This window comes from Paenibacillus sp. PastM-3, from assembly GCF_029893965.1.
Classification (GTDB): Bacteria; Bacillota; Bacilli; order Paenibacillales; family Paenibacillaceae; genus Paenibacillus_AQ.
The window spans coordinates 33,423-57,456 of sequence record NZ_JARXXP010000021.1 but is presented as its reverse complement, the minus strand read 5'-3'; the positions used below and the strand labels follow the sequence as shown (position 1 = coordinate 57,456).

The 24,034-nt window shown below is 52.2% G+C and carries 18 protein-coding genes and 1 riboswitch; of the genes, 15 read left to right on the top strand and 3 right to left on the bottom strand.

Going from position 1 to position 24,034, the window contains the following annotated elements; all coding sequences use genetic code 11:
• Positions 1-35 precede the first annotated feature (35 nt).
• The 9 genes from M2108_RS23495 to M2108_RS23455 all read left to right on the top strand — a co-directional run bounded on the left by M2108_RS23495 (position 36) and on the right by M2108_RS23455 (position 12,126).
• Positions 36-1,337: an NCS2 family permease gene (locus M2108_RS23495; RefSeq protein WP_277471778.1), complete on the top strand. Its 1,302-nt coding sequence runs from the start codon at positions 36-38 to the stop codon at positions 1,335-1,337.
• Between the two features lie 154 nt (positions 1,338-1,491).
• Positions 1,492-3,693 carry a HelD family protein gene (locus M2108_RS23490; RefSeq protein WP_277471779.1) on the top strand — a complete coding sequence of 734 codons (2,202 nt, stop codon included), beginning with the start codon at positions 1,492-1,494 and terminating at the stop codon, positions 3,691-3,693.
• A 635-nt stretch (positions 3,694-4,328) separates the two neighbouring features.
• Entirely contained in the window at positions 4,329-4,610 is a 282-nt protein-coding gene (locus M2108_RS23485; protein WP_039876272.1) for a CD3324 family protein, read from the top strand.
• Between the two features lie 132 nt (positions 4,611-4,742).
• A complete protein-coding gene (locus M2108_RS23480; protein ID WP_277471780.1) occupies positions 4,743-6,047 on the top strand; it encodes a replication-associated recombination protein A in 1,305 nt (434 codons plus the stop codon).
• Positions 6,048-6,415: 368 nt separating this feature from the next.
• Positions 6,416-7,432 carry an ABC transporter ATP-binding protein gene (locus M2108_RS23475; protein WP_277471781.1) on the top strand — a complete coding sequence of 339 codons (1,017 nt, stop codon included), beginning with the start codon at positions 6,416-6,418 and terminating at the stop codon, positions 7,430-7,432.
• Entirely contained in the window at positions 7,419-8,354 is a 936-nt protein-coding gene (locus tag M2108_RS23470; RefSeq protein ID WP_277471783.1) for an ABC transporter ATP-binding protein, read from the top strand. The genes M2108_RS23475 and M2108_RS23470 overlap by 14 nt, the downstream gene beginning before the upstream one ends.
• Before the next feature lie 5 nt (positions 8,355-8,359).
• Entirely contained in the window at positions 8,360-9,322 is a 963-nt protein-coding gene (opp4B, locus tag M2108_RS23465; RefSeq protein ID WP_277471784.1) for an oligopeptide ABC transporter permease, read from the top strand.
• 30 nt (positions 9,323-9,352) lie between these two features.
• Positions 9,353-10,258: an ABC transporter permease gene (locus tag M2108_RS23460; protein WP_277471785.1), complete on the top strand. Its 906-nt coding sequence runs from the start codon at positions 9,353-9,355 to the stop codon at positions 10,256-10,258.
• Between the two features lie 23 nt (positions 10,259-10,281).
• Positions 10,282-12,126, top strand: coding sequence for an oligopeptide ABC transporter substrate-binding protein (locus M2108_RS23455; RefSeq protein WP_277471786.1), 1,845 nt, complete (start codon positions 10,282-10,284; stop codon positions 12,124-12,126).
• 126 nt (positions 12,127-12,252) lie between these two features.
• Here M2108_RS23455 and mnmA read toward each other — a convergent pair whose 3' ends face one another.
• Positions 12,253-13,380, bottom strand: a complete 1,128-nt coding sequence (gene mnmA, locus M2108_RS23450; protein ID WP_277471787.1) for a tRNA 2-thiouridine(34) synthase MnmA — start codon at positions 13,378-13,380, stop codon at positions 12,253-12,255.
• A gap of 322 nt (positions 13,381-13,702) precedes the next feature.
• On the opposite strand from mnmA, the gene cymR reads away from it, so the two are divergent.
• Both cymR and M2108_RS23440 read left to right on the top strand, forming a co-directional pair.
• On the top strand, positions 13,703-14,122 hold the full coding sequence (cymR, locus tag M2108_RS23445) for a cysteine metabolism transcriptional regulator CymR (protein WP_277471788.1): 420 nt from the start codon (positions 13,703-13,705) through the stop codon (positions 14,120-14,122).
• A 75-nt stretch (positions 14,123-14,197) separates the two neighbouring features.
• Positions 14,198-14,258: riboswitch (Fluoride riboswitch) on the top strand.
• A gap of 61 nt (positions 14,259-14,319) precedes the next feature.
• Positions 14,320-15,645: a voltage-gated chloride channel family protein gene (locus M2108_RS23440; protein WP_277471789.1), complete on the top strand. Its 1,326-nt coding sequence runs from the start codon at positions 14,320-14,322 to the stop codon at positions 15,643-15,645.
• 279 nt (positions 15,646-15,924) lie between these two features.
• Here the strand turns inward: M2108_RS23440 and M2108_RS23435 are convergent, their stop codons facing one another.
• Together M2108_RS23435 and M2108_RS23430 are read right to left on the bottom strand one after the other, a co-directional pair.
• Entirely contained in the window at positions 15,925-16,110 is a 186-nt protein-coding gene (locus tag M2108_RS23435) for a hypothetical protein (protein ID WP_277471790.1), read from the bottom strand.
• A 250-nt stretch (positions 16,111-16,360) separates the two neighbouring features.
• The gene (locus M2108_RS23430) at positions 16,361-17,029 is read right to left on the bottom strand and encodes an SOS response-associated peptidase (protein WP_277471791.1); all 669 of its coding nucleotides are present in this window, start codon (positions 17,027-17,029) and stop codon (positions 16,361-16,363) included.
• Positions 17,030-17,307: 278 nt separating this feature from the next.
• On the opposite strand from M2108_RS23430, the gene M2108_RS23425 reads away from it, so the two are divergent.
• The 4 genes from M2108_RS23425 (at position 17,308) to M2108_RS23410 (ending at position 24,027) form a co-directional block, all read left to right on the top strand.
• The gene (locus tag M2108_RS23425) at positions 17,308-18,453 is read left to right on the top strand and encodes a cysteine desulfurase family protein (protein WP_277471793.1); all 1,146 of its coding nucleotides are present in this window, start codon (positions 17,308-17,310) and stop codon (positions 18,451-18,453) included.
• 56 nt (positions 18,454-18,509) lie between these two features.
• Complete coding sequence (locus M2108_RS23420; protein ID WP_277471794.1) at positions 18,510-19,031, top strand: PRC-barrel domain-containing protein; 522 nt, start codon at positions 18,510-18,512, stop codon at positions 19,029-19,031.
• Positions 19,032-19,045: 14 nt separating this feature from the next.
• Positions 19,046-19,255 (top strand): hypothetical protein, encoded by a 210-nt coding sequence (locus M2108_RS23415; RefSeq protein ID WP_042179559.1) that lies wholly within the window; start codon positions 19,046-19,048, stop codon positions 19,253-19,255.
• Positions 19,256-19,491: 236 nt separating this feature from the next.
• The gene (locus M2108_RS23410; RefSeq protein ID WP_277471797.1) at positions 19,492-24,027 is read left to right on the top strand and encodes a carbohydrate binding domain-containing protein; all 4,536 of its coding nucleotides are present in this window, start codon (positions 19,492-19,494) and stop codon (positions 24,025-24,027) included.
• The last annotated feature ends 7 nt before the right edge of the window (positions 24,028-24,034 follow it).

Sequence of the window (24,034 nt, the reverse complement as noted above, 5' to 3'; positions counted from 1 at the left end):
GCCGGCGGAACTAAACAATCAGTGGAGGTTTTACAATGAATTCGAATTTTTGGCGGAAGAGCGTGGGTCTGGAGCCGGGTGATAACTGGAAACGGGAATGGGCTGCAGGAATCCTGTCTTATTTTGCCTCTGTATATATTGTGATGGTCAATGCGGCTATCCTGCATGATGCAGGCATGCCGCTCAGAGCGGGGATGGTCGCTACACTGCTGACTGCGGTTACAGGCTGCCTGCTGATGGCCTTCGGCGGCAAAACGCCGATTATTGTGGTGCCGGGCATGGGAATCAATGCCTTCTTCACCTATACGCTGGTCCATTCCATGAAGCTGGACTGGCGCGAAGCACTGGCGGTGGTTGGGTTAACCGGCGTACTGTTCGCAGTCGTTGCGTTCACATCGCTGTACCGGATTCTCAGCGAAGCGATTCCGCATAACCTGCAGCATGCCATCACGGTCGGAATCGGGCTGTTCCTGACCTTTATCGGCCTGCAGAAAAGCGGAATCGTTATTGCCCACCGGACTACTTTCGTGGCTATCGGCCATTTCAGCGACCCGGCGGTTATCACATCCTGTGTAACGCTGATTCTGGCGCTGGTGCTGTTCATCCGCGGAACGCGCGGCGGATTGCTGATCAGCATGCTTGCCGGCACGGGGCTGGCCTATCTGCTGGGAGCAGCCCATAAGCCGGAAACGACAGAATCAGGCCATGTATTTACCGGCTATGGTGATGTTTTTGCCGTCATGGACTGGAGCGGAGTGATCAGCCTGGTGTTCTGGATTGCCGTGTTCCTGCTGCTTCTGATCGTCGTATTTGAGAATATCGGGCTGATCTCCTCGCAGGCGCTGATGGCCGGGCGGCCGGAACGGTTCAAGAGCAGCCTGCGGGCGCTCTCAGTCGCCAACATTGCAGCCGGCCTGTTCGGCAGCAGTCCGGTCGTTGCGGCTGCAGAATCCACCGCAGGCATCGCGGCAGGAGGCAAATCCGGCCTGACCTCGCTTGTCACTGGGCTACTGTTCGGGGCGACCTTCCTGTTTATCCCTTTGCTGGCCTATGTGCCGGACAGTGCCATCGCACCCATCCTGATTGTCATCGGCGGCCTGATGGTCCAGAGTGTGCGGGAGATGGATCTCAGCGACATGACGGAGCTGTTCCCCGCTTTTCTGGTTATGGTCATGATTCCATTCACCTACAGCATTGTGGACGGTATGGCTTTCGGCTTTATCACTTATCCGATTGTCAAGCTGGCTATGGGAAAAGGCAAGGATGTCCCTCCGGCGCTGTACGGGATTGCCGGGCTGTTTGTAGCCAATTTTGTGCTCCATGCTTTTATGGGATAACGGCGCAGGATTGCTGCGGGAAGTGCGGCGTTCAGCCGATAGATAATTCTGGATTTTGTACATCTGTTGTGCTATGATGAGAATCCTTTTTGTGTAGGTGATATCAGCTTTGCACAGATCGTTATGCACATAAACTTTTAGGAGGTAACTGAAATTGGAGGACAACTTTCAAAGTGCCTATCAAGAGGAAGAAGACAGGCTGAACAGCACACTTACCGAAATTGATTCGATTCTGACTAAACTGCGCAATACCCCGGTGTATACCGGACATGATTATACGGAGCAGGTGCTGGAGGACTCCAGGGAGCAGCGGCGCAAGGATTTGGCCAGGCTCCGGCCGGAGCCCTATTTCGGGCGGCTGGATTTCCAGGGCAGCGGCGAAACGGAGCCCAAGCCGCTGTACATCGGCAAAATCGGCGTAGACCGTGAGCAGGTAAGCGACCGTCCGCTGGTCATCGACTGGCGTGCACCGGTAGCAAGCCTGTTTTATTCTTTTACCGGAGGGACGGAACCGGCCTCTTATGAAGCTCCGGAGGGGCTGATTGAAGGGCTTGTGTATCTGAAACGCAACGTGGTGATCCGTAAGCAGATCCTGGAACGGGTCGCGGATACCTACAACCGGGACAGCGATGCACCGGCGGTATCGGACGAATTTCTCGTCTACCGGCTGGGGGAGAACAAGGATAACCGGCTCCGCGATATCGTCTCGACGATTCAGGAGGAACAGGACAAGATTATCCGTGCGGTGAAGAATACGGCGCTGATCATCCAGGGCGTAGCGGGGAGCGGGAAGACGACGGTCGCTCTGCACAGGCTGGCTTTCCTGTTATATCAATACAAGGAGCAGGTCTCGGCGGAGAAAATGATTATTTTTGCTCCGAACCGGATGTTCCTCGATTATATCTCCGATGTGCTGCCGGAGCTCGGGGTCGGTAACATTGCCCAGAGCACATTCCCGGACTGGGCGGCTAATGTGCTGGATCTGGAGCTGCCGGAGCAGAATACCACGGAGACGCTGAATCGCTGGTTCGAAGCGGAGGGCGGCATGCCGGCCATTACAGAAGAAACACCTGGGCGTTTCAAGGGCTCTACGGTGCTGATGGAGGTCATTGAGTCGGCCGTCAGGCTGCTGGAGACGGGAGCGGTTCCCGAAGGGGATTTCAGCCCGTGGGAAGGCGCAGTGCTGCGGCGTTCCATGATTCTGCGCTGGCACAACGAGGAATACGCCCCTTATCCGCCGCTGAAGCGCAAAGAGCGGGTCATGGCGCGGATTCACCGCTGGATTGAAATGGAGCTGAAGAAGAGCCCGTCCGCGGCTGCGCTGAAGGAACGGAAGAAGAAGGCGGCAGCCAAGGAGAAGACCTACGGCGGCAAATGGCCGAAGTATGATCCGCTGATGATCTACAAGCAGATCTTCCGCGCAGCCAAGGTGCCTGCGGACTGGCCGGCAGAAGCACCCGAGCTCATCCCGCAGGGAGTGCTGAAGGAAACGGCTAAGGATCTCAAAAAAGGCATCCTGCGCGAAGAAGATCTACCTCCCTTGCTCTATATCCATTATCTGCTGAGCGGCAATGAGGGCACGGAACGCTTTGACCATATCGTGATCGATGAAGCCCAGGATTTCTCGCCTTTCCAGATCGCGGTGCTGGATTTGTATGTGAAGGGCCACTCCTTCACGATCCTGGGGGATCTGTCACAGGGTATCCATGCCTATAAAGGCGTGCATGACTGGGCGGAAATGCAGACCCTGTTCGCGCCTGAGCATACAGCCTACCACGCGCTGACGCGAAGCTACCGCTCGACCATGGAGATCATCGAATTCGCCAACGGTATTCTCTCAGCGGGCGTTCAGAGCCCGCTCTTGGCCGTGCCAGTGTTCCGCAGCGGCAATCCGGTCCGGCTGATCGCTTACGGCGGCGATGCAGCTGAGGCTGCTGCAGGAGCGGATCAGCGCCTACAGGCAGTCAGAGCGGCGCTGGAGTCCCTCTCCGGGCGTGAATACCGGACAGTAGCCGTCCTGACCCGCAGCCTTCGTGAAGCGGAGGAGCTGTATGCAGCGCTGGCTGCCGGGTTCGAGGATCTCCATCTCATTGACGGCAGTATGACGCAATATCTCGGCGGATTGTCGGTACTGCCGGTCTATCTGTCCAAGGGTCTGGAGTTTGACGCAGTCATCCTGGCGGATGCTGATACCAGCCATTACGGAGCAGCCGCCTGGGATGCCAAGCTCATGTATGTCGGCTGTACCCGTGCGCTGCACGAATTGTGGCTGCTGCACAGCGGAGAACTGCCTGCTTATGTGAAGACAGCAGGGGAAGAGACTGTTTCCGGCTGGCCGGAAGCCGCTGAACATTAAACATACAGTAAAAAGGACCGCCCTGTAGTTTACAGATGCGGTCCTTTTTTACTTAGACGAGGGCTCCGGGCTCAGCACGCTGAACACGTAACCGTTTCGCATGCTACTGCATGTCTGCGGCCATACCGGACAGCGCTGCGGCCAAGGAGGTGATCTCCTCCATGGAAGCCAGTCGTCTCTTTTTCGACATTAATCGACCATATAATTGGAGTTTCGGCAAAAAACCTTGTCCGGTTCTGGTGAAGAACGATTATAACTGTTCTTGAACTTGTAACCCGGTAGCTGCTATGGCTTAATAATAAGTGTCCGGCCGGGCAAGATTACTTCTGGAAGGAGGCTGAGTGAAATGATTTCAGTATACGAGGTGATTTCCGTCTAAGACGGAAATCCTGTTTACGGGGAGGCCGCGAGGCCTCCTTACTTACAAACACCTGACAGCAGGTCCGCCCCTCAGAGGGGAGATGGAAATAAAAAATGAGAACGAATGTAGACGCTAACCATAGGGTTTTATATAATGAACTTACGGTATTTACCAAATATGAGCTGAAGAAAGGAGGCAGGTGCAATGATTATTACTTTAGATGTTGCAATTGACGGACGCAAAGGGACACACCTGTTGAAGGAGGAAACACAACGTGAGTTATGTAAATGGAAAGGATGTGCTCCCCCCGGGCCTGCTCGAAGAGCTTCAGGGATACATTCAAGGTGAATTGCTCTACATCCCGAAGAAGACGGAGCAACGGGTAAGATGGGGTGAGAACAGCGGCTCCCGGCAGGAGATTGCCAGCCGCAACAAGGAGATTTTCTGCAGTCACAGCAGCGGCTGCTCGGTGAACGAGCTGCAGAAGAGATACCACCTCTCAGAAGAAAGCATCCGCAAGATTATTTCAAAAATGCGGCTTGCGATGAACCGCTAGCCTGAAATTTGAACTAAGAGCATGGCGCCCGCTTAGCATAGCGAGGTCATGCTCTTTCTATGTTTTGTGGTATGATAAGGAGAGGTATTCAGGTGCGTTTTGCCTGAAAGTTAAGAGCAAGGAAGTGGACTTATGGATTTATTCTCACTCGGGGACAATACCGGAGGCGGCCGTCTGCTCGCAGACCGCATGCGTCCGCAGAGTCTTGATGAATATATCGGCCAGGAGCATATTGTCGGGCCGGGCAAGCTGCTGCGCAGGGCGATCGAGGCGGATCAGGTCTCCTCGATTCTGCTGTATGGCCCTCCGGGCTGCGGCAAGACAACGCTGGCCCATATTATTTCCAAACATACTCAGGGCGAATTCGTTCGGCTGAATGCGGTTGAAGCCTCTGTTAAGGATGTGCGGGAGGTTATTGACCGGGCACAGAGCAACAAGGCGCTGTACGGCACGAAGACGATTCTGTTTCTGGATGAGGTGCACCGTTTCAACAGCTCCCGGCAGGATGCGCTGCTGCCCGCCGTTGAGAAGGGCACGATTATCTTTATCGGCGCAACGACAGAGAACCCGTTCCATTATGTGAACGGGGCCCTCATGAGCCGTTCCACGCTGTTCCAGCTGGAACCCTTGACCAGCGAACACAGCATGGCCGCGATGCGCCGGGCGCTGGCCGATGAGCAGCGCGGGCTTGGCTTCATGCGGCTGCAGGCGGATGAAGCCGCGCTGCTGCACATTGCGGCGATGGCTAACGGCGACATCCGGCGGGCGCTCAACGCACTGGAGCTGGCGGCAATGACTACAGCGCCTGAGCCGGACGGCAGTGTGCATATTACGCTTGCCGTGGCGGAGGAATCGATCCGCCGGCCGATTGTCAAGGCGGACGAGTCCACCCAATACGATGTGCTGTCCGCCTTCCACAAGAGCATCCGCGGCTCCAGCGATGCAGCGCTGTTCTGGTTCCTTTATGCCGTTGAGAAGCTCGGCATGGACCCGATGACCTTCATCCGCAGGCTGATCGCCGCCTGCAGTGAAGATATCGGCCTGGCCAACCCGCAGGCCATGGTCCAGGCCGTCAGTGCGCTGGATGCCTACCGCAACAACGGCTGGCCGGAGGCGAGGCTCAATGTAACCCAGGCGATCCTGTTCGCCGTCGAAAGTCCGAAATCCGATGCGGTGGTTGTAGCAATCGCTAACGTCATGAATACCATCGAAGAGCTGAAGTCCGCAGAGGTACCGCTGCATTTGCGTGATACGCATTATAAAGGTGCAGTGAAGCTGGGGCATGAGGGATACCAGTACCCGCATAATTACCCGGGCCACTACGTGCGGCAGGAATATCTGCCCAAGCAGATTGCCGGCAAGGTATTCTATGAGGCAACCGAGCAGGGCAATGAAGCGAAGATCCGGCATAATCAGGGGCTGCGTCGGGGATTATAGTAGCCTCAAGGTAAGGGTTCCCTATAAAAATATGAGCCGCTGCGTGCAGCAGGAAGATCATTTTCCTGCTGCACGCAGCGGCTTTTTTTGATATACAGACATGAGGAAATTGTGAAATATTACGTAGAAGGTAATAAAAAATAGGCGATTATAGTCGAAAAGTGTCGTATTTGTCATGTTAATTGACACGAAAAACTTTTTTTATTGAAAAACGATTGATAATTTACCATGAGTCAATTAGAATAAACTCTAACATTCAGGGATTTCTTCCATAATAATCCTAAAATTTAAAGTTTAGTTCGTTGGTAGGGTTACTGTATATGACACGGGTACCCTTTCTAAAAAATCCTAGTGTTAGGGTGATGAATTTGAGTGAAGACTTACTGCAAATCGAGAATTTAACGACATCCTTCAAAATTGCAGGGCAGTACTACGCTGCAGTTGATGATGTGACGCTCACCGTAAAGAAAAATGAGATTCTGGCTATCGTCGGAGAATCAGGTTCAGGCAAGAGTGCGCTCGCCTTCTCCATTATGGGACTGCACACAAAAGCAAGGATAGAAGGTAAAGTGAATTACAAAGGCCAGGATATTGTCCAAATGTCCCCCGGCATGCTGAATAAGGTCCGCGGCAAAGAAATGTCGATGATTTTTCAGGATCCTTTAGCTGCACTAAATCCGCTGATGATTATAGGCAGTCAGATCGAAGAAGTACTGCTGCTTCATGATACGACCCTCTCCAAAAAACAAAGAAAAGAAAAAGTTCTTGATCTGTTGGCAAAAGTGGGCATTCCCCGCCCAGAACATACATACCATCAATATCCGTACGAATTATCCGGCGGCATGCGCCAGCGGGTTATTATTGCGATTGCCATTGCGAACGGACCCCAGCTGCTCCTTGCAGATGAACCGACGACGGCACTTGACGTGACGATTCAGCTGCAGATTCTGGAACTGCTCAGAAAACTCAAGAATGACATGCAGGCAGGCATTATTCTGATTACCCACGATCTCGGGGTTGTCAGCGAAATGGCAGATCGTGTGGCCGTTATGTATGCAGGCCAAATTGTCGAAATTGCCGATATTTACACACTGACCTCTAATCCGCAGCATCCGTACACAAGATCCTTGTTTAATTCCATTCCTACTGTAAAAGAAGTGAAGTCAAGGCTGCACGTTATTCAGGGGATTGTGCCTTCGCTCAAAAACCTGCCGCGCACCGGCTGCCGGTTTGCAGCGAGAACGCCTTGGATTGATGCCTCCGCACATGAGGAGAATCCGCAGCTTCACGAAATTGCTCCGGGCCACTTTGTCCGCTGCACCTGCTACAGACATTTTCATTTCCCGGAGAGCGTTGAGGAGGCTGGCACCGATGGCATTGCTTGAAGTTAAAGATCTGCAGGTTCACTTTCCGATCAGGGGCGGACTGTTCAGCCGCCAGGTTGGCGAGATTAGGGCGGTCGACCGTGTCAACCTTACCATAGAGGCCGGCCAGACCTACGGCCTTGTCGGCGAATCCGGTTCAGGCAAAACAACTACCGGCCGCGCTATTATCGGCCTGAATCAGATTACAGGCGGCAGCATTCTGTTCGAAGGCGTCGATTTGGCTTCCAAAGGTGCACGTAAGCAGAACAATGTCCGCCGGGACGTACAAATGATCTTCCAGGATCCGTACTCCTCACTTAATCCGAAGAAACGTGTGCTGGATATTATCGCCGAGCCGCTGCGCAATTTCGAGAAGCTGTCCTCGCAGGAGGAAATGCGGAGGGTGCAGGAGCTGCTGGAGCAGGTTGGTCTCAGTGCGGATAATGTCCTTAAATATCCGCATGAATTTTCCGGCGGCCAGCGCCAGCGTATCGGGATTGCCCGAGCGATTGCCCTGAAGCCCAAGCTGATCATTGCCGATGAGCCTGTCTCGGCGCTGGACGTATCGGTGCAGGCGCAGGTGCTGAACTTCCTGCGGGATATTCAGAAGGAACTGAATTTGACGTATTTGTTCATCAGCCATGATCTAGGTATTATCCGGCATATGTGCGACCGTATCGGCATTATGTACAAGGGGCGTCATGTTGAGGAAGGGACACCTGAGGATATTTTTGACAATCCCCGGCATATTTATACCAAGCGTCTCATCGCCGCCATTCCGGACATTGATCCTTTACAGCGTGAGGAACGGAATGTTTTCCGTCGGTCCGTAAGTGAAGAGTACGAAGACGCCTACCGGAGCCATTTTGACCAAGACGGCCTGGCTTACCCGTTACGATCCATTTCCGATACCCATATGGTGGCTATGCCCGAGAAAGGTTGAGACGTATGTGGAAGATTATTGTACGAAGATTGTTAATTATGATTCCCCAGGTATTTCTGTTGAGTATTCTCGTATTTCTGATGGCCAAAGCTATGCCGGGCGATGCACTTACCGGGATGCTTGATCCGAATATTGATCCAGCAGCGATTGAGGCAATGCGGGAAAGGCTGGGTCTGAATGATCCCTGGCATATCCAGTACTGGAACTGGATCAGCAATGCTGTCCAAGGCGATCTGGGCCAGTCCTTCAACTTCAAAATGCCGGTGACCGAGCTAATTGGCCAGCGGATGATGAACACCCTGTGGCTGTCGCTTGCTACACTGATTCTTACATATTTGATTGCCATCCCGCTTGGCATCCTCAGCGGACGCTTCAATGATACATGGGGCGACCGCCTGATTACAGGGTATACCTATATCGGATTCGCTGCTCCATTGTTTATTGTAGCTCTCCTGATGCTCTGGATGTTCGGCTTCTATTTCTCCTGGTTCCCGACCGGGGGGAGTGTATCGCCTGGTGCGGTACCGGGAACCTTCAGCTATGTGATCGACAAAATCTATCATTTGCTGCTGCCGGCCTTATCCATCGCCTTAATTACGACTGTAAGCACTGTCCAGTATCTGCGTAACGAAATTATCGATACGAAGCAGAAGGACTTCATTCTTACCGCCAGAGCAAAGGGCGCTTCAGAATCGCGGGTGTATAACCGCCACATTCTGCGCAACTCACTGCTGCCGATAGCCGCCTTTTTCGGTTATGAGCTGACAGGACTCATCGGAGGAACCATCTTTGTAGAGAGCATCTTCAGTTATCCCGGCATGGGACAGCTGTTCCTGGGCTCGATCGTCATCCGCGATTTCACCGTGGTGACGGCGATAGTACTGCTGTATGGGATTGCTACTATCATCGGTTCCCTGCTGTCTGACATCATATTAAGCATCGTTGATCCGCGCATCCGGATTAAATAAGGATCAGAACCTATACTGAGGTGAAACGAAATGGCAAAATCAAGCGCTGAGCTCCCGCTCCCGCACAATATCGAAAAAAGCCCGTCAGGCTGGAGCATTATTTGGCGGGAAATTTTTAGAGATAAGCTGGCACTGACTTCCCTGATCTTTCTGGCTCTGGTCTTTCTCGGAGTGTTCGGGACTGCCCTGTTCCTCAATCAGCAGGAGATTGTAAAGGTTGATCTGTTCTCTCTATACAAAAAGCCTTCCGCCAAGTTCTGGCTGGGTACCGATTACGGCGGCCGTGATGTATTCGGACAGCTTATTATCGGCACACGCAACTCACTGAGCATCGGTATTATGGTCACCCTGATGACCGGGGTTATCGGAATAACAGTCGGGCTGGTTTCCGGGTACTTCGGCGGCCTTATTGATAACCTGTTTATGCGTCTGGTCGACTTTTTCATGATTCTCCCGATGCTGATGATGGTCATTGCGTTTGTAACAGCCGTTCCGAAATATAACACATTAACCTTTTCGCTTATTATGACAGCATTCCTGTGGATGGGGATCGCCAGGCTGATCCGTTCCAAGACATTGCAGGAGAAAGAGCTCGAATATGTCCAGGCTTCCCGTACACTCGGCTCTTCCCATCTAAAGATTATCTTCAAGCAGGTGATGCCGAACCTCAGTTCGATCATCATCGTAACAATGACCCTGAACCTTGCGGCTAACATCGGACTTGAGTCAGGTTTATCCTTCCTTGGCTTCGGCTTTCCCGAAAGTACACCGAGTCTGGGTACGCTTGTCAGCTATGCCCGCAACCCGCAGACTCTGCAGTCCAGATGGTGGATTTGGTTACCTGCATCACTGCTGATCCTGGTGTTGATGTTGAGTATAAATAATGTCGGTCAGGCGCTGAAGCGTGCGACGGACGCAAGACAAAGAAAAGGATAAATATAAGGGAGGAAGAAACAAGTATGACAAAAAGAAAAACCGCAAAGACCATGCTGGTCAGCCTGATGCTGGTGCTGTCGCTCGCAGTAACAGCCTGCGGCTCCGGCAACAATGAGGCTGCTGAGCCTTCAGCAACCACTGCCGCTACAGATGCTGCTGCTACTGCCGCTCCTACAACTGCACCTGCATCAGAGGACGGGCTGTACAACATCGCAGATTTCAGTAATGTTAAGACGAATCAGGGTGAAGCGATTGAAGGCGGAACACTCAACTATGGCCTTGTATCTGATACTCCTTTTGAAGGAACGCTGAACTTTAACTTCTACTCCGGGAATCCGGATTCCAAGGTTCTTGAATGGTTTGATGAAGGCCTGCTGACTTGGGATAAGAACTATGTATACACCAATGACGGAGCAGCAACCTATGAAGTCTCCGAAGACGGTCGTACCTTTACCTTTACTATCCGGGACAATGTGAACTGGCATGACGGCCAGCCTGTGACCGCTGAAGACTGGCTATTTGCCCATGAAGTCATCGGTAATCCGGCTTATGACGGTCCGCGTTACGGCTCTGACTTCACCAACATTGTCGGTATGGAAGATTATCATGCCGGTAAGGCTAAGACAATTTCCGGGATCAAAGTCCTTAACGAGAAGCAGTTACAAATTACTTATGTGAAGGCTACTCCTTCCCTGCTGACAGGCAGTATCTGGTCTTATCCGCTGGCTAAACATATCTTCGGATCTATGGATGTAGCCAAAATCTCTTCTTCCCCTGAGGTCCGTCAGAAGCCAATCGGCTTCGGTCCGTTTAAAGTGGAAAGCATTGTACCGGGTGAATCAGTTGTCTATGTTAAGAATGAAGACTATTGGCGCGGTGCTCCTAAGCTGGATAAGGTTGTGTTGAAGGTTGTTCCTCCAACTACAGTTGTGCAGGAGCTTAAAGCTGGAAACATCGATCTGGTCGACAGCTTCCCGATTGACCAGTTCCCTGATAACTCGGGTCTGTCTAACGTGGAATATCTTGGCGCAGTTGACCGCGCTTATACTTACATCGGCTTCAAGCTCGGTAAATGGGATGCAACTAATAATGTAGTTGTACCTGATCCAAATGCCAAAATGGGAAATGTAGCTCTGCGTAAAGCTATGTGGCAGGCAGTTGATAATGATGCTGTCGGCAAAAACTTCTACCATGGCCTGCGCTGGAATGCAACAACACTGATTCCGCCATCCCATCCTGAATTCCATGACGACAGTAATCCTGGTATGCCTTATGATCCGGAAGCAGCAAAGCAGACACTTGAGGATGCAGGCTTCAAGATGAACGGTGAATTCCGTACCAATCCGGACGGCACTCCGCTGACTATTAATTTCATCTCCATGACAGGTTCGGATATTGCTGAGCCGCTGGCCCAATATTACGTGCAATCATGGAAAGCGATCGGTCTGAATGTTACACTGGAAATGGTTGAATTCAATACTTTCTATGACCGTGTAGGCAGCAACGGTGAAGATGACCCTTCAGTTGACGTCTATCAAGGCGCCTGGACAGTGGGTATTGACGTGGATCCGCAAGGATTGTACGGCCGCGATGCTATCTATAACTTCCCGCGTTATGCGAGTGAAGAGAGCGACCGTCTGATGAAAGAAGGCGTATCTGAAGCCGCATTTGATGTAGAGAAACGCAAAGAAATCTACAAAGAATGGCAAGCGCTGATGGTTGAAGAAATTCCTGTATTCCCAACCTTGTACCGTGCTGCACTTGTTCCGGTTAACAACCGTGTTCTGAACTATGCTATCGGTGACGGAACTGGAATCTATCTTAATGAACTTGCGGTGTCCGCAGACAAAGGAATTGCAGCGCAATAATTTCTGTACCCGTAATTTAAGATCTATATTAAGCTGAACAACAAAATCCCTTTGGCATGTGCCAAAGGGATTGTTGTGCTTTAGCCGATATCTGGCTGATGTTCCGCAATAATGCCAGGGGAGGAATTATCCCTGCGGCTGCGGCACAACCTTCTGCGCAGCTTCTATGGTTCCGCCGCCCAGGCATTGCTCGTCCTGGTAGAAGACTACGGCCTGTCCTGGTGTGATGGCCTTCTGCGGCACATCGAACAGGACATCCAGGCTGCCGTCTTCACGGGCAGTAAGCGTAACGCCCTGGTCAGGCTGACGGTAGCGGAACTTGGCGGTACATTTCAGCGGTGCATCGCCAGGCGCAAGTGTCCGGCCGTCAATCCAGTTCACGCCGGAGGCAATCAAACTGTTGGAATACAGGCTATGGTGCTTGTCCCCCTGTACAACATAGAGAATATTCTTCTCCAGATCCTTTTCGGCAACGAACCAGGGTTCACCGTTACCGGAGCCGCCGATTCCCAGACCCTGACGTTGTCCCAGCGTGTAGTACATCAGGCCGTCATGCCGGCCTTTTATTTCGCCGGTGGAAATATCAACCATATCTCCGGATTGTGCCGGCAGGTACTGGCTGAGGAATTCGCGGAAATTACGTTCGCCGATGAAGCAGACACCGGTGCTGTCTTTTTTCTTCGCAGTATACAGACCGGCTTCTTCAGCAATTCGCCGTACTTCCGGCTTCGGCAGATGGCCGATCGGGAACATGGCCTTTGACAGCTGGCTCTGGTTCAGGGCATTCAGGAAGTAGGTCTGGTCCTTATTGTTGTCCACGCCGCGCAGCAGCTTGAACACCCCGGCTTCTTCAACCACACGGGCATAATGGCCGGTGGCTACATAATCTGCACCGAGCTGCAGCGCCTTGTTCAGGAATTCCCCGAACTTGATCTCCCGGTTGCACATGACATCCGGATTAGGTGTACGGCCTGCCTTATATTCATCGAGGAAATAGGAAAAGACTTTATCAAAGTATTCCTTTTCGAAATTAACGGTATAGTAAGGAATATCAATCTGCTCACAAACGCGGCGCACATCCTCGGCGTCGGTCTCGGCAGTACACACTCCGAATTCGTCTGTATCATCCCAGTTCTTCATAAAGATACCGATGACGTCATAGCCCTGCTGTTTGAGCAGAAGCGCCGTAACGGAGGAATCAACTCCTCCGGACATGCCGACGACGACACGTGTATCCTGTTTTGCTTTTGTCATTCCAATCACCATTTTCTATGCACAAAATACCGGTTATCTGAACTGAACACCCGGCTCATTTCGTATTATAACATACCTGTCTACTGTAAACTGCCTGTGGGCTAGGGAATTTGGTACAGAAACAGCGGAGATTTTGACAATTTGTCCACCACTGGCGAACATTCCGCCAAAAAAATGACTTTGACGCTGCAAATGTGTCCGCAGATATGATAACATAAGCATAGAGCAAACATCGGAATACGTTGATATGACATTTCTCATAATGTCTACTTAGCTTATTGTGAACTACAACTGCAGCAATTAAACCGAAAGAGGTGCCCCTTTGAAAATATCAACAAAAGGACGTTACGGATTAACCATTATGATGGAGCTGGCCCTGAAGTTTGGCGAAGGCCCAACCTCCCTGAAAAGCATTGCCGAGAAGAACGGCCTGTCCGAGCATTATCTGGAGCAGCTGATTGCACCGCTCCGCAACGCCGGACTGGTAAAAAGCATCCGCGGAGCCTACGGCGGATATATCCTGTCCCGTGATTCTGCGACCATCACCGCCGGAGATATTATCCGTGTGCTGGAGGGGCCGATTTCGCCGGTCGATTTCACCGAGGAGGATGACCCGGCCAAGCGCGATCTCTGGCTGCGCATCCGCGACAGCATCGCCGATGTGCTGGACTCCACTACCTTGTCCGATCTGATTAATTATAAAGAAGAGAGTAAAGCCGATAACTACATGTTCTATATTTAAGAACCGGCCATTGACCGGAACACCTGCAGCTCTTTACCATTGACGTTTCTCCACCAAAACATTAGAATAATATACGATAATAAGGGCGATGGAGTTCGCCATTAACTGCCGAAAGGCTAATGACTCCTACCAGTGAAGCGTGTTCCTGGTAGGAGTCTATTTTTTATGTACGACTTCATATGAGGGGAAGAACGGCGATGGCACCGTGGAGGCAAAAAGGATCTGATATTATTGAAAAGTGGTGGTTTGCCGCAGCCTGGGGAACCCTGCTGAAATGGATTGTACTCGGCAGCGGAGTGGGGGTACTTGCCGGAACCGCATCCGCTTTTTTTCTGAAGAGTCTGGACTACGTGACCGGGGTAAGGGTAGCCAATCCGTGGCTGCTGTTCCTGCTTCCGCTTGGCGGGGCGCTGGTCAGCTATTTGTATTCTAAATACGGAGGCAGCAGTGCAAAGGGGAATAATCTGATTCTGGAGCAGATTCAGGCAGACAGTGAAGCTGTTCCGCTGAGAATGGCTCCGCTTGTCTTATTCGGAACACTGGTTACCCATCTGTTTGGCGGCTCTGCGGGACGTGAGGGAACGGCCGTGCAGATGGGCGGGAGCCTCGCGGACTGGTTCGGAAGAATCCTCAGAGTGAAACCTATTGACCGGCGGATTCTGCTTATATGCGGGATCAGCGGAGGGTTTGGGTCTATTTTCGGAACACCTTTGGCGGGAACGGTATTTGGTCTTGAGGTGCTTGCCATCGGGCTGATCAGCCATGAAGCGCTCATTCCCGCTTTTGTAGCCAGCTTTGTCGGTAACCTCACTGCAGCTTCTTTCTGGGGCATTACCCATGTGCATTATCCGATAGGGGAGATTCCGGCACTCACTATGCCTGTACTGCTCAAGGTTGTGCTGGCTTCAGTTCTCTTCGGGCTGACAAGTACTCTGTTCAGTGAACTGACCCATGCGCTGAAAAAAGGGTATAGCCGCCTGTTCCGTAATCCTGTGCTAAAAAGCGCCGCCGGCGGTGTGGTGATCATTATTCTGGTGTATGTGCTGGGAACGAGGGATTATCTGGGGCTGGGACTGCCGCTGATTGAGGCTTCTTTTACCGGAGATGTCGCGCCGTTTGCCTTTCTGGGCAAGCTGCTATTCACTTCGCTGACGCTGGGAGCCGGCTTTCAGGGCGGGGAGGTTACTCCGCTATTTGCCATTGGAGCCGCCTTGGGGCATGCGCTCGCAGGATGGCTACACCTATACGGCCCTTTTTTGGCCGGACTCGGGTTTATCGCCGTGTTCTGCGGTGCTGCCAATACGCCGGTGGCCTGCTTTTTGATGGGGATAGAATTATTCGGAGGAGAAGGGGCGGTGTACTTTTTTATCGCCTGTCTGGTGAGTTATTTATTTTCCGGACATAGCGGGATTTATACCTCACAGCAGATCGGCATCCCGAAGAGCCGGTTCAGAGCCTTTCCGCAGGGAACAACACTGGGCACAGCCAAGCCGCTCAAAAAGAAAAAAGACGGCACACTTTAAGTGGGCCCTCAGCATTATTTCATCAGGTGTTAAGGCGGGGTTCCTTTTTACCGGATAGAGTTTACGTTCTTCTTACCTGGGCCTGACATTACGTGAATAAACCGGTGGTAAACTTAGCCTATCCCCAAAAGTATGTAATGTTCGTTCATGTCCCTCTTGAAACCCTGCCGGTTGCCGGCGGGGTCTTTTTTTGGTCCGCTGAGGGTTGGGGAGATACCGGATTTCAGATGGAGGAGGATGATGGTTAGGGTGTGGGCGGGAGAATTGCAGAGATGCGGATTATAATCTTTTGTAACGCTTAACGGTCCAGAATGGCAGGCTTAACAAGCCTTTGTCCGTCTTGAACTCAAAGGAATCTGCCGAATAGCTTTTTTCACCTGTGCCTCTATACGTTTCACCGCTGATCAGATGGATCTCGAGCAGAGCTCCTTCAGCGATCGCTTGTTGAAGTTTTGAAGTTTGCAAAGTATAGTCTCCTCTTACTGTATGCGGTTTAAAATGCTATGTGGATTATTAAACCAACTATCTGCAGTTTACACGCAAAATATGATATTTAACAAAGTTGTAAAGTTTCGTATCAGAGCGGATTTGCGGGCCTTGGCAATGGCATATGACCAGGAAGTCATAAATCCATCTTATGTAGTGTAGGCCATAATGCGCAAAAAGGGAAACTCTCCAGAAGGGCACTATTAAAATTTTAGGTTTTTTGCGTCATTCAGGCTTCCTTAATAAGCTCCGGATAGTCATTTCTTACGTTGCCTACAGCTGCTGATACCGGATAAGCGCGCATCTGTGAGCTATCATAAGGCTGGAGCAGCCGGAGCAGAGACGGGATATCCTCGTTGCTGCGGTCGAGCCACTGTGTCTCGGCTTCAGGGGTAAGGATCACGGGCATCCGGTTATGAATGTCTGCCATCAGGCTGTTGGGCTCTGTGGTAATGATTGTGCAAGTGCTCAGCCTGTTTCCTTCCTCATCAAACCGAATATCATACAATCCGGCCAGTGAAAAAATCCGGCGTTCCGGCAGCACGATCCGCATAGGCTGCTTACCTTCCGGCCCCTGCTTCCATTCATAAAAGCCGTCTGCAGGAATGATACAGCGCCGCGAACGGATGAGCCCCTTGAAGGAGGCCTTCTCCAGCAGCGTTTCAGCGCGGGCATTGATCCTTGTGCTGCCGCCTTTGTCATCCCTTGACCAGGACGGAACCAGCCCCCAGCGCAGCTCACCCAGCCGGTTGCGGGTCCCGTCATGGATGACTGCCGGAATCTGCTGCACCGGAGCGGCATTATACTTGGGGGTGTAATTGACCAGCGGTGTACCCTCTATAAAATACCTCAGCATCAATTCGTCCAAGCTTACAGTAATCGTATATCTTCCGCACATGCCCAAAGCACCTCCTGTATTTACGCAGAAACTATTTGTTATTATAATTCATGTTGCGCACATACGTGAAGCTAAGGGAGGAAATACGTCCTATGATTCTTGTAAACTCCTGTCTGGCAGGAATGAAGGGATGCAATAGCATGAAGGATGGCTGTCCGCCTGCTGCAAATGTTACAACATTGTGTTCTTTGGCGGGTGGTAAAAGGCAGCATTCAGCAGTATAATCGAGAAGCCTTAAGAAATCCTGAATATTAATCTCAAGAAGCGGAGAATCAAATATGAAATCCATCTATTTGGACCATGCCGCCTCAACCCCGGTTCATCCGGAGGTGGCCAAGGTCATATACCATATACTGACTGAAGAATACGGCAACGCGTCCAGCGTGCATCATTCCGGACGTTCCGCCAAGAGAATTGTCAACGGCGCGCGCGATACGATCGCGGGCTTTTTGGGCTGTGCGCCGGATGAATGGGTGTTTACCAGCGGCGGCACAGAAAGCGACAACCTGGCGCTGCTAGGCGCTGCTGCCGCTACTGTGCAGAAAGGTAAGCATATCATTACTACTGCTATTGAACATCATGCGGTCCTGCATACCTGCGAGGAACTGGAGCGGCAGGGCTATTCCATCACCTATCTCCCGGCAGATTCCACAGGAAGGGTGTCGGCTTCGGATGTTGAGGCGGCCCTGAGGGAAGACACGGTACTGATCAGCGTGATGTTTGCCAATAATGAGGTTGGAACGGTTCAGCCTGTTGAGGAAATCGGCAGGCTGGCAGCTGAACGGGGAGTCCTGTTCCACGTTGATGCTGTACAAGCCCTCGGTATAGTACCGATTACGCTGCGCGAGCTGCCGGTGGATTATATGAGCTTTAGCGCACACAAAATTAACGGGCCGCAGGGCATCGGCGGACTCTATGTCCGGCGTGGTGCTCCTCTTCATCCAAGGCAGCACGGCGGCCTGCAGGAACGGGGCAGACGGGCCGGAACCGAGAGCCTGGCCGGTTCAGCCGGATTTGCCAAGGCGGTAGAGCTGGCAGCCGAGGGGCTGGAGCAGCGGCGCGATCATGCCCTGGAGCTGCGCGGCACACTGCTCGCAGAGCTTGAAAAGCGTGTGGGACAAGGCGGATATGCCGTCAACGGCAACCCGCAGCATTTTTTGCCGGGCATTCTGAACGTCAGCTTCCCCGGAGCGGATACAGATGTGATGCTGATGAATCTCGATATGGAGCGGATCGCCGCCGCCAGCGGCTCGGCCTGCACCTCTGGATCACTGGAAATCTCACATGTGCTGCAGGCTATGAAGCTTCCGCCAGAACTTTTGCGCTCAGCGATTCGTTTTAGCACTGGTTTGGGTAATACTAAGGAAGAAATGGAGCACGTTGCCCAAAAAGTTGAAACCATTCTGAAACGGCTGCGTAAATAGAACTAGGGTTTGCTTTAGTTCTACGCTGTTTTGGTACATAAGAGGAGGCCCTGGCAGTGAAACTTCAGGATTTGATCGGCCTCACTGTATATGAAGTTGAGGATGGTAACGAGGTCGGCAAGCTTGTCGATTGTGTTCTCGATTCAAACTGGAATATTACGGGTATTGAACTGGAAGGCAAAACTTTTTTTTCCAGTCATGTGAAAGTTGTGGCATGGGAAGATATTGTAGCATATGGCGAAGACGCTATCATGATTCGCAATAAAGAGTCGATTGTTAAGACCGACACTGACCATATACCCTATACTTTTCTTTCGGGAAAGAACAAACTGAAGGATCTTCAGGTGCTGACAACATCAGGAAGTAACCTGGGTCGGATATCGGATGTTTATTTTGACCAAAAGTTGGGAAACACAATAGTAGCGCTGGAAATCAGTGACGGGCTTGTAACGGATTTGATAGAAGGCCGTAAATGGCTGCCTTGTTCTGAAGAGATGTCCATTGGGGAGAATGCCGTACTGGTTCCCGCGATGAGCGAAGAACGGCTACAGAAAGCCATTAATATTGTTAACGGATAGGTGGAATGTATTATATGAAGTGTCCAAACTGCAACTCCAAGGATATCGGCAAGATCGGTTCACACCAGTTCTATTGCTGGGGCTGTTTTATTGAATTAACGGTCAACGGTGAAAAAATGTCGGTTTATCAGGTTGAAGAAGACGGCACGCTCAGCTCGCTTGACGATCTGTTCTCAGGCGAAGAAATTGCTCAGGATTTCCCGCAAATCCACGCATCCTCTTGAACATTCAGTAGTATAACGTATGTTTTGGAATAGTTGAATAGATTTACCTGACCCTATTTCCGGATGGCTTTTACGGCCGCCCGGAAATAGGGTCTTTTTGTTTTAATAAAAGTTGCAACTTTGTTATCCCCGCTAAGGAATTGGTATGTTCGGTGCAGGGAGAGGACTCTATACTGAAATCGACCGGAGGATATGCCGGAAATCAGCAAAATTCTACATCAAGGGAGGAAAATTAAATGTACCGCAAAGTATTAAACAGGGTATTGGTAGCCGTCATGCTGCTGTCAGGCATTCAGCTTCCGGGAAATACCGGCTTGGCAAATGCGGCCGTTACGGAAGAACTGCCTGTATCAGCCGCAGCCCAAATGCCGACGTTCAAGGATATGAATCAGCATTGGGCAGCGTCAGCAGCGGAGAGACTGGCAGCGGCCGGCATTCTGCAGGGGGAAGCAACAGGCAGATTTGAACCGGACCGTGCAGTCTCCCGGGCTGAGCTGGCCGTCATTCTCAGCCGGGTATTCCGTTACACTGCAGCAGGTATTGCCGGTTTCAATGATGTAAGCGCTTCTTCCTGGTATGCCAGTGAGGTAAGCAAGGCTAATGAAGCAGGTATTATCAAAGGCTACGGGAACGGGCAGTTTCAGCCGGATGCGGCTGTCCGGCGTGAGGATGCAATGACCATGCTGGCCCGCGCCTTCCGGCTGGAAAGTACTTCCCTGGATACGCTGAATGTGCAGACTGATGGGGCAGCGGTCAGCGCCTATGCACGGGAAGCGGCCAGTGCAATGCTTGCCTACGGCTATGTTCAAGGCGATCCGGCCGGAAAAATGAATCCGAAATCGCTGATGACCCGGGGCGAGCTGGCCGTTCTGCTGAGCCGGATGATCGGATGGATCAGTCCAGCCGGGGGGGACTATCCTGTAGGAGCGGTATCCGGCAACGTTATTGTGAACCGGCCGGGTGTGCACATTCAGGATGGAACGCTAAATGGAAATCTCTATGTGACCGCCGGAACAGGAGAAGGGGAAGCTTCATTCACCGGAGTGAAAGTGAAGGGCAGCACTTTTATTTCCGGAGGCGGTGAACATTCGGTGGTCTTCCGCCAATCCGCCCTGAACCGGACGGTTGTTGACAAGCCCCAAACAGCGGTACGGCTCCGGCTGCAAGACGGAAGCACGGCTGCCAGGATCGAATTGGCCAAGCAGAGTCGAGTAGAGATTGAAGCCGGATCACGGGTCGATGTCCTCATCGTTGATGCCGGAGCAGCCGGATCAACCATTATTAATCTGGGACAAATCGGCTTGCTGGAGGTAAGCGCCGGCAAGGTGCTTATGAACGGGACAGAGCTGAAAGCGGGAGAGACGCTGCGTAACCTGACCGGGAGTGGAGCCTCTGCGCAGGCCAGTGCTCCGGCAACCAAAGCAGCGGACGGAGCTGGAGGGGGAGCGGCACCAACACCATCACCATCACCATCACCATCACCTGCAGCTTCGCCCGGCCCGACACCGGCGGCTTCGTCTACCCCTGCCCCATCTGCGACAGCGACATCAACACCGTCTACGGATGAGGATCAGTGGGAAATGGTCTGGAATGACGAGTTCGAAGGATCGCACATTGACGAGTCGAAGTGGAATATCCAGGATACGGGGACTGTATACAACAATGAACTGGAATATTATCATCCGGATAACGTTTCGCTCGAAACCGAGAGCGGCAAAAGCGTACTCGCACTCGAAGCCCGAAAGGAAGCATACGGCGGGAAAGAATATACTTCCGGCAAGCTGACCTCAAAGCTGAAGGGGGACTGGACTTACGGTAAATTTACCGTGCGTGCCAAGCTGCCGATTCAGCAGGGGATGTGGCCGGCGATCTGGATGATGCCGACCGACGAAGAGAAGCAGTACGGTCCTTGGCCGGGAAGTGGCGAGATGGATATTATGGAGCTGACCGGACCGGTGGCCGGCGATACGGAAAAAGCGGATCTGTATCCGAGAACTGTACATGGTTCCCTTCATTACGACATTCCGCATATTTCCCAATCCAAGACTTATGTTTTGCCGGAAGGTAAAACATTCGCTGACGATTATCATGATTTTACCCTTGAATGGCTTCCGGGCCTTATCCGTTATTATGTGGACGGCAACCTGTATTTTGAAACGAGTGACTGGGGGACCAAGGCAGAAGGCCAGCCGGATTACTATACGTATCCCGCACCATTCGACCGTCCGTTCTACATGATTCTTAATCTGGCAGTCGGCGGCGATTGGCCGGGCGACCCGGCCGCCGACTTCCGTTCGGATAAGATGTATGTCGATTATGTACGGGTCTATAAGTATAAGAAGCTGGATCAATGGCCTGATGTAACAGGCCAGCGGCCGGAAAAACCTGAAGGTGCCGCTCCGCAGCGTCCTGTGCTTGCAGACGGCAACCAGATTTACAACGGAGATTTCAAGGGCAATGCAGCCCAGGGTCTGCCGGAATTTTGGCAAATCATTACGAATGCCGGGGGTTCGGGAACAACCGCCGTCATTGATGACAAGGAGAAGGGCAAGGCTGTAAAGGTTTCCCTGAAAGAGGCGGGAACCCAGAATTATTCCGTTCAGCTCACCCAGATTCCGCTTACTCTGGAGAAGGGCAAAGCCTATAAGGTAACCTTCGACGCCAAAGCGGATGCCGTTCGCCCGGTGATGAGCAAGCTGACTGAATTCGGCGGGGGATGGACAGCGTACTCCAAGGAGAGGAATTTCCAGCTTACCCCGGATTGGCAGTCATTCGAATACAGCTTTAACATGACGCAGGCGACTGACAACAATGTCCGGTTTGAGTTCAATCTGGGTCTGAATAATACAACGGCCTACTTTGCCAACGTCCGGGTTACGGAGACAGAGACTCTGCCTGTAGTCCGCACTCCGCTTGCCGACGGCAACCTCGTATACAATGGAGGTTTTGAGCTGGGGAAAGACCGGCTGGGCTATTGGAGCTTTACGGTTAAGCCGGAATCGGGAGCAGCGGCTGAAGCCAAGGTGACCAGCACACTGGAGCTGCCGCTTATGAAACGCATATTCCATGCGGCGGTCCAGCACCCGGGAGAATCGGCGGAGGATGTAACACTTACTCAGTCAGGGCTTCCACTGTCCGCAGGCGGAGTCTATCAGCTGAGCTTTGATGCCAGGTCTGATCAGTCTGATATCCTTGGGATAAAGCTTGAGGCCGGCGGGGGAGACAGCAGCTACCCTGACGGATCAACACTCGCACTGACGCCGGAATGGAAGCACTTCACAGCAGAAATAACACTATCCGGTTCAGCTGTCTCTGAAGGTACACTATCGTTTCTTCTTGGCAAGTCCAGCGGTCAATCGGAGATTGATAATGTGCATCTGGTCCGTATGGCTGACCCGCCTGTATTGAACGGGTATCTTCATCTCCGGGGCGACCAGTATTCCGGGGCATCTGGAATCCTCCTGCTGCCAAGCGGCGAGGGCGGGAAGGATGTCACCAGTATGGACAAAGGTGATTACGCAGAATACAAAGTGGTGCTTCCTCAGGGGGCAAGCATTGTTCCTGTAGCCCGGGTTTCCAGTGTTCAGGCGGATTCCGAACTAGAGCTGTCTGTTCTGGATGCGGACAAGCGCAGTGTGGTGACGGCAGCCGTCTACAGCACTGCAATCGGGGATACGGGCGGACTTCAAAGCTACCGCGCAGTCATCGGGGCACCGCTGGATTTGCCTGCCGGAACCTATTATTTCCGTCTCGGCGGCAGCGGCTACAATCTGGCCTGGCTGGATCTTTCCCGTGAGATGGTGGTGAATGGCGGGTTCAAGGACGATTCAACCGAAGGCTGGACACTGTTCAAGAAAGACTGGGTAGACAATGATCCAGTGAAGAATACGGCAATGACTGCCGGGAATGGCGTATTGCAGGTGGCTCTTGGCGGCAGCGGTGACGAGGAATGGAATGTACAGGTCAAACAAGGCGCAATTCCGGTGGAGAAGGGGAAAAAGTACCTGCTTCGCTTCGATGCGGAAGCTTCGGCAGCAAGGCTGATCCGGGCACTGGTCCAGCATGACGGTTCTTCGGACAACAATTGGACCGCGTATACGAATGAGACAGCCAGTCTGACTGAGACGGGCGGACACTACGAGTACTATTTCACCGCTCCGGAAAGCGATGCCGCGGCCGTGCTTCAATTCAGTCTCGGCAAGATAACGGAGCCGCTTGGAGCACATACTGTTTCACTGAGCAACATTTCTCTCCTTCAGGTAAATCCGGTAATCGCCGGTGAAGCCTATGGCGAAAATCTGATCCCGAATGGAGATTTCTCAGCTCCGATCCAGGGCTGGAGCTCCTATTCCTCTGACAGCGGAGAATTATCGATTGACAATGTGAACGGGGCGCTGCGGATGCAAGTCGGCTCTACAGGAGCGAACAGCTGGGACCGGCAGGTGTATTACGAGGGTGTGGCCTACAACGAAGGGAATCATTATACCCTCACTTTTAAAGCAAAGGCAGATGCACCGCGCAAAATGAACGTCAGTATCGGCTGGCTGGATGTCGCGGACAACTACACCTGGCACGGGTATGCAAGTAAAGTCGTTGATCTTGGTACGGACTATACGGAGTACACTCTTGAATTTGACGTTACAGGCGGCAGCACATCCATCGGCCGGATTTCATTCGAATTGGGGAATATTGCGGACGGAGGCGCGGGTCACCTTGCGGTAGAGGTTGATGATATTGTGTTGACGAACAACGGATACGCAGCTGCACCCTGAGCAAGCT

What these genes read in the sequence shown, in the direction of transcription:
- opp4B (WP_277471784.1), top strand. Translation starts at nt 8,360, where the DNA reads ATGTGGAAGATTATTGTACGAAGATTGTTAATTATGATTCCCCAGGTA.
- M2108_RS23425 (WP_277471793.1), top strand. Translation starts at nt 17,308, where the DNA reads ATGAAATCCATCTATTTGGACCATGCCGCCTCAACCCCGGTTCATCCG.
- M2108_RS23440 (WP_277471789.1), top strand. Translation starts at nt 14,320, where the DNA reads ATGGCACCGTGGAGGCAAAAAGGATCTGATATTATTGAAAAGTGGTGG.
- M2108_RS23455 (WP_277471786.1), top strand. Translation starts at nt 10,282, where the DNA reads ATGACAAAAAGAAAAACCGCAAAGACCATGCTGGTCAGCCTGATGCTG.
- M2108_RS23480 (WP_277471780.1), top strand. Translation starts at nt 4,743, where the DNA reads ATGGATTTATTCTCACTCGGGGACAATACCGGAGGCGGCCGTCTGCTC.
- M2108_RS23410 (WP_277471797.1), top strand. Translation starts at nt 19,492, where the DNA reads ATGTACCGCAAAGTATTAAACAGGGTATTGGTAGCCGTCATGCTGCTG.
- M2108_RS23460 (WP_277471785.1), top strand. Translation starts at nt 9,353, where the DNA reads ATGGCAAAATCAAGCGCTGAGCTCCCGCTCCCGCACAATATCGAAAAA.
- mnmA (WP_277471787.1), bottom strand. Translation starts at nt 13,380, where the DNA reads ATGACAAAAGCAAAACAGGATACACGTGTCGTCGTCGGCATGTCCGGA.
- M2108_RS23470 (WP_277471783.1), top strand. Translation starts at nt 7,419, where the DNA reads ATGGCATTGCTTGAAGTTAAAGATCTGCAGGTTCACTTTCCGATCAGG.
- M2108_RS23415 (WP_042179559.1), top strand. Translation starts at nt 19,046, where the DNA reads ATGAAGTGTCCAAACTGCAACTCCAAGGATATCGGCAAGATCGGTTCA.
- M2108_RS23430 (WP_277471791.1), bottom strand. Translation starts at nt 17,029, where the DNA reads ATGTGCGGAAGATATACGATTACTGTAAGCTTGGACGAATTGATGCTG.
- M2108_RS23495 (WP_277471778.1), top strand. Translation starts at nt 36, where the DNA reads ATGAATTCGAATTTTTGGCGGAAGAGCGTGGGTCTGGAGCCGGGTGAT.